A 5481-nucleotide genomic window follows, 5' to 3' on the forward strand; every position below is an offset into this window, starting at 1 on the left:
ACACAATGTTCACAAGCTTCGTTTCCTTCGATAAGCGCAGCCGGGTCAGTCCGCCGGGGCCGCCGTGACATCGGTGACATCGGTGACATCGAGGTCGCCCTGCGCGTAGCGCGCCCGCAGCACCTTCTTGTCGAACTTGCCGACGCTGGTCTTGGGCACCTCGGTGATCACGCTCCAGCGCTCGGGCAGCTGCCACTTGGCGACCTGACCGGAGAGGAACTCCCGCAGGTCGGCGAAGCCGGCGGTCGATCCCTCGCGCAGCACGACGGTGGCCAGGGGGCGCTCGCCCCAGCGCTCGTCGGGCACGGCGACCACGGCGGCCTCCAGCACGTCGGGGTGGGCCATGAGGCGGTTCTCCAGCTCCACGGAGGAGATCCACTCCCCGCCGGACTTGATGACGTCCTTGGCGCGGTCGGTGAGGTTCAGGTAGCCGTCGGGGGTGATGGTTCCGACGTCGCCGGTGCGCAGCCATCCGTCGGGGGCGAACTTGTCCTCCGGGCGGACGGCCTCGGCGTCGGGACCGCCGTAGTAGGCGCCGGCGATCCAGTTGCCGCGCACCTCCAACTCGCCCGCCGAGGTGCCGTCCCAGGGCTGCTCGGTACCGTCGGGGCCGATGAGGCGGGCCTCGACCGAGCAGGGGAAGCGGCCCTGGCTGAGCCGGTAGGGCCAGGCCTCCTCGGGGTCGAGGCCGGCCGGCGGGTGGGCGACGGTGCCCAGCGGGGAGGTCTCGGTCATGCCCCAGGCGTGCACGACCCGCACGTCGTGCTTCTCCTCGAAGTCCTTCATCAGGGAGGGCGGGCAGGCGGAGCCGCCGATGGTGACGGACTTCAGGCAGGAGATGTCGCGCGGCTTCTCCGCCAGTTCCAGCAGCAGCCCCTGCCAGATGGTGGGGACGGCCGCGGCGTAGGTGGGGCGCTCGGTCTCGATCATCTCGGCGAGCGGCGCGGGCTGCAGGAAGCGGTCGGGCATCAGGAGGTTGATGCCGGTCATGAACGCGGCGTGCGGCAGGCCCCAGGCGTTGACGTGGAACATGGGGACCACCGGCAGGCAGGTGTCGGCGTCGGTCAGTCCCATCGCCTCGGCGGTGTTGACCTGGAGGCAGTGCAGGTAGACCGAGCGGTGGGAGTAGACCACGCCCTTGGGGTCGCCGGTGGTGCCGGAGGTGTAGCACAGGGCGGCGGGGGCCCGTTCGTCGAGTTCGGGCCAGGCGTAGGTGCCGGGGCGGTCGGCCAGCAGCGCCTCGTACTCGTGCACCTCGGGGCGGCAGCCCTCCAGGACGGAGGTGTCGCCCGGGCCCACCACGACGACGTGCTCGACGGTGGTGAGGGCGGGCAGCAGGGGCGCGAGGAGGGGCAGCAGGGTGCCGTTGACGAGGATCACCCGGTCCTCGGCGTGGTTGATCACCCAGGCGAGCTGCTTCGGGGGCAGGCGGAGGTTGAGGGTGTGCAGGACGGCCCCCATGGAGGGGACCGCCAGGTACGCCTCGAGATGTTCGCCGTTGTTCCACATCAGGGTGCCGACGCGGTCCCCGGGGCGGACTTCGAGGGAGTCGGCCAGGGCATGGGCCAGGCGGGCGGAGCGCTCGCCGATCCCGGCGTAGGTGCGGCGGACGGGCGGGCCGTCACCGGTCCAGGTGGTGACCACGGATTTTCCGTGGATGGTGGAGCCGTGCCGCAGGATGCGACTCACGAGCAGCGGAACGTCCTGCATGGTGCTGTACACCGGGCCTCCCACGGGTGCGCGCCGTTACGCGAGGATGGTTCCCGTGATTGTGCTGGCATACCAAGCGGTATGTCACTACCCCGGGGGCGTCCTTTTCCCGGGTTCCCGGGTTCCCGGGCGGGCGATCGGGGTGGGGACGGACTGCGGCGCCGGGGGAGGACACCCACCGGCGAACCGGTGACCGGGCCGGTGTTCGGGCCGGTGGTCGGGCAGACGCTCGGCGTCCGCCGCGGGCCCGGGCCGGCCCTCAGGCCGCCCGGGCCACCGCCGTGGCGGGCCCCCGCCCGGCCATCCCGGCGCGGGACGCGCGGCGCTTCCCGGCGGCGCGCGGGCGGGCCGGCAGGACGCCGACCGCCGCGGCGCCCGGCGTGCCCACCGGCTCCACCGGCTCCACCGGCTTCGACACCGTCGACACCGTCGACACCGACCCGGTCGGCTCCGCCTCCCCCTCCGGGGCCGCTAGGGCGGCCAGTCGGGGATCCATCCGCAACCGGGCCATGGCACGGGAGACGGCGCTCTTGACCGTGCCCACCGACACCCCCAACACCTCGGCGGTGCGCACCTCGCTCAGATCCTCGTAGTAGCGCAGGACCACCATCGCCCGCTGGCGGGGGGGCAGCCGCAGCACCGCCCGCCACATCACCTCGCGCAGGGCCTGCCGCTCGGCCGGATCGGCCTGCGGCACGGGCTCGGGCTCGGGCAACTCGTCCACCGGGTGCTCGTCCACTCGGCGCCGGCGCCACTGCGAGGTCCGGGTGTTGATCAGGGCCCGCCGCACGTAACCGTCCAGAGCGCGGTGGTCCTCGATCCGGTCCCACGCCACGAACGTCTTGGCGAGCGCGGTCTGCAGGAGGTCCTCGGCGTCGTTGGGGTTCGGCGTCAGCGAGCGGGCCGTGCGCAGCAGCACCGGTCCGCGCGCCCTGACGTAGGTCGAGAAGGTGAGCGGTGTCACCGGCGGGGTGCTTCCTGGCGTGGTCATGGTGCCACGCTAGGCGCGGCGGGGGTCCCGACGGATCGCCCCGGGGTCGGGACCGATTCTCCGCCCGGGGGAGGAGAACGGGGGAAGGCCCCACCACCCCCGGGTGGAGGCCGTCCCCGGGTGTCCCCGATCCGGGTCGGGGCCCCCCGGGGGGATGTCCCCCGGGGGACCGTCGCGGTCCCCCGTCCCCGGCCGCCGACGGGTACGCCGTCACCTGCGCGGAGGCCCGGTGCGGGGCCGCCCGCCGGCGTCCGGGACGGGGGGTCGACCGCCTCGGGGACGGGCCGCGGCGGCGCCGGGACGGGACCCCGATACCGGACCCGGGGGCTCCGCCACGGGGGTCCGGTGCGGGACTCCGTACGGGTCCGGGCCGAGGGGGTTGGGGCCGGGGTCCGGGCCCGGAACAGCCGTACGGCCGCGCCCGGTGCGGACACGGCCGTACGAGAACCCCTGAGCCATCGACCCGCTCCCGCGGGCCTCACCTCACCAGAGCGGGAACCAGATGGGGACGAAGCCGGGCAGGACGTCCGGCAGCAGGTCACCGGCGAAGTCGATCGACACGTTGCTGTTCGACTGCCCGATGACCACGAAGCTGTCGTCGCCGGTGGTGACCTCGGCGACGTTGCCCTGGTCGGTGATGTTGTCCGCCACGGCCACACCGGAGAGGGCTCCGAGCGCCAACGGCACCGCCGCGGCGGCGGCGACGAGACGGACGGTGGTACGGGTACGGGACATCTTCATTCCTCCGAGCTGTGTGTGCGGGACGGTGCTCCCGCCCGAGGAGATGGGACGTGCCGCGGGGTCGGCCGACCCCCGGGGCGACATGATCGACGTCGCGGGGACAGAGTTGCCCGGGTGAAGCCCCCGGAATCCGTCGGCACCGGGTGTTTCACCGGCACGAATGAAGGAGCGCGGATAAACCCGCCGCACCACCGCGACCCCCCGCGCACGGTGCCGCCCACCCGCCGACCGCGCACCGCCGGCCGGTGACGGGGACGCGGCGCGCCCCCGTCCCGGGCCGGCCTCCGCCCACCCCGATCCCGGGGACCGACCCGGCCTCAACACCCCGCCGGGGACGGCGAATCGACCGCCAGCCGCCGGGCGAGCCCCGGATCGGGACGCGGCACGTGCCCGAAGTCCCGGTCGTAGCGCTCGTGCACCCCGGTCAGTCCCTCGATGGCCGCCGCCACCGCCGGGCGGGCCCCGGCCGCGCCTCCCACCGCGTCCGGGGCCGCGCCCCGGGTGTGCAGGCCGGCGCGGGTGCGCAGCAACATCGACTCCACCGTCGCGAACCCCCGCTCGTACAACGGGCGGTGGCACGGTTCACGGGCGTAGAAGGTCCGCCCCCGGGGACGGCCGACTCCCCGCCGCACCGGCTCGCCGGCCCTCGACGCGCCCGCCGCGGCACCGGTCCCGGTTCCGGCGGACGGGCACCGACCGGCCACCGGGGCCGGGGCCTCGCGTGCCTCCAGCACCTCCAACTCGGCGGCCTGGCAGGCCCAGTGCTCGGCGTCGCGCATCTCACCCCGTTGCAGGTGCAGCAGGTACAGGCACAGGGCGGGCGTGGACTTCCCCGCCCCCGCGCCGAACTGCCACCAGAACTGCGCCCCGTCCACCCGACCGGCCAGGTGCAGCAGGCAGGCGAAGACCAGCGCCCCGTCCGGCTCTATGCGTCGGGAGTTGACCAGTCCCGCGATGTCCCGGGCGGCCCGCGAGTCCCGCACCACCAGCTCGCACAGGGCCGACAGGTCACGGGCCGCCTGGCGCAGCAGCGCCACCGGCAGCCGAACCGCCGGTTCGTCCGCCGGATCACCGGCCGGTGGGGTCGGGCCGCCGGGCCGGACCCGGGGCGACTCGGAGAGCACCAGGTGGGCGTAGGAATCGCGGTGCAGCGCCTCCCGCCACAGACTCTCGGCCACCTCGCGTTCCACCCGGCGCCGGGCCGCCGCCACCGTCTCCGGGTCGTGGACGCCGGCCGGGACGACGGCCCCGGCCAGCAGGTCGTCCAGACTCCTGGCACCCGGGCTGCGGGAACCCGGGTTCCGGGTGTCCCGGCAGGGGCGCTCCGAGCCCCGATCACCGCCGTGCGTCGTCATCGTCCCCGTCCCCTCCCGTGTCCATCTGCAGGTCCCGACCGAGCTTGCGACGGGCCAGCGTGCAGTGGGTGCGCACCGTCACGTCGCTCACGCCCATCAGGCGCGCCACGTCACCCGTGGGGTACCCCAGCACGTAGCGCAGCACGATTACGTCGAACTGTCGTTCGGGGAGCCGGGCTATCGCCGTGTACAGGCCCAGCGCCGACTCCATCGCGGCGAACTCGCCGCGCACGTCCTCCAGGACCCGGCGGCCGACGTTGCGGAAGACGGCGGTCTCCGGCATCGCCGGTGTCCGTCCCCGCTCCTCCAGGTGCCGGGCGACGCCCGACTTCAGCAGCGCCCAAGCGCTGGCCATCGGCGCCTCCTCGCGCATCAGCCGCTGCCAGTGCGCGGCCAGGTGCACGAAGACCCGGTGCACGAGTTCACCGGCCTCCTCGCGGTCGCCCAGCTGCAACTCCGCGTAGGCGAGGTAGGCGGGGTAGTACTGCTCGTGGAAGGCGGTCCACGCGGCGGGCAGGTGCACGGCCAACTCGCGTACGGAACGGTCGATGGGCGATCCGGAACGGTCCTCGTCGGTCACGTCCGGCTCCCCGAGGGGGTCGCGGCACCGACCGGGGCGGCCGGTCCGTGGGCGGGGCGGTGTGCGCGGGCGCGCGTCGTTCCACCCGGCCCTCCCCCCGGTTC

At 74.4% G+C, this 5481-nt stretch carries 4 protein-coding genes and 1 pseudogene; all 5 read right to left on the reverse strand.

Features of this window, described 5'->3' with window-relative positions:
• Positions 1 to 45 precede the first annotated feature (45 nt).
• Positions 46 to 1722, reverse strand: a complete 1677-nt coding sequence (locus FOE67_RS15245) for a long-chain fatty acid--CoA ligase (RefSeq protein WP_182664573.1) — start codon at positions 1720 to 1722, stop codon at positions 46 to 48.
• A 457-nt stretch (positions 1723 to 2179) separates the two neighbouring features.
• Positions 2180 to 2701, reverse strand: a pseudogene (locus tag FOE67_RS15250) (SigE family RNA polymerase sigma factor); the annotation flags it as partial.
• A gap of 483 nt (positions 2702 to 3184) precedes the next feature.
• Complete coding sequence (locus FOE67_RS15255) at positions 3185 to 3436, reverse strand: hypothetical protein (RefSeq protein ID WP_182664575.1); 252 nt, start codon at positions 3434 to 3436, stop codon at positions 3185 to 3187.
• Between the two features lie 323 nt (positions 3437 to 3759).
• Positions 3760 to 4797 carry a hypothetical protein gene (locus FOE67_RS15260; protein ID WP_182664577.1) on the reverse strand — a complete coding sequence of 346 codons (1038 nt, stop codon included), beginning with the start codon at positions 4795 to 4797 and terminating at the stop codon, positions 3760 to 3762.
• Complete coding sequence (locus FOE67_RS15265; RefSeq protein WP_323384956.1) at positions 4778 to 5377, reverse strand: RNA polymerase sigma factor; 600 nt, start codon at positions 5375 to 5377, stop codon at positions 4778 to 4780. The genes FOE67_RS15260 and FOE67_RS15265 overlap by 20 nt, the downstream gene beginning before the upstream one ends.
• Between the last annotated feature and the right edge of the window lie 104 nt (positions 5378 to 5481).

Origin of the sequence: Streptomyces calidiresistens (assembly GCF_014141525.1) — a bacterium.
GTDB lineage: Bacteria > Actinomycetota > Actinomycetes > Streptomycetales > Streptomycetaceae > Streptomyces > Streptomyces calidiresistens.

Coding starts and splice junctions, on each gene's coding strand:
- FOE67_RS15255 (WP_182664575.1), bottom strand. CDS start 3,436: ATGTCCCGTACCCGTACCACCGTCCGTCTCGTCGCCGCCGCCGCGGCG.
- FOE67_RS15260 (WP_182664577.1), bottom strand. CDS start 4,797: ATGACGACGCACGGCGGTGATCGGGGCTCGGAGCGCCCCTGCCGGGAC.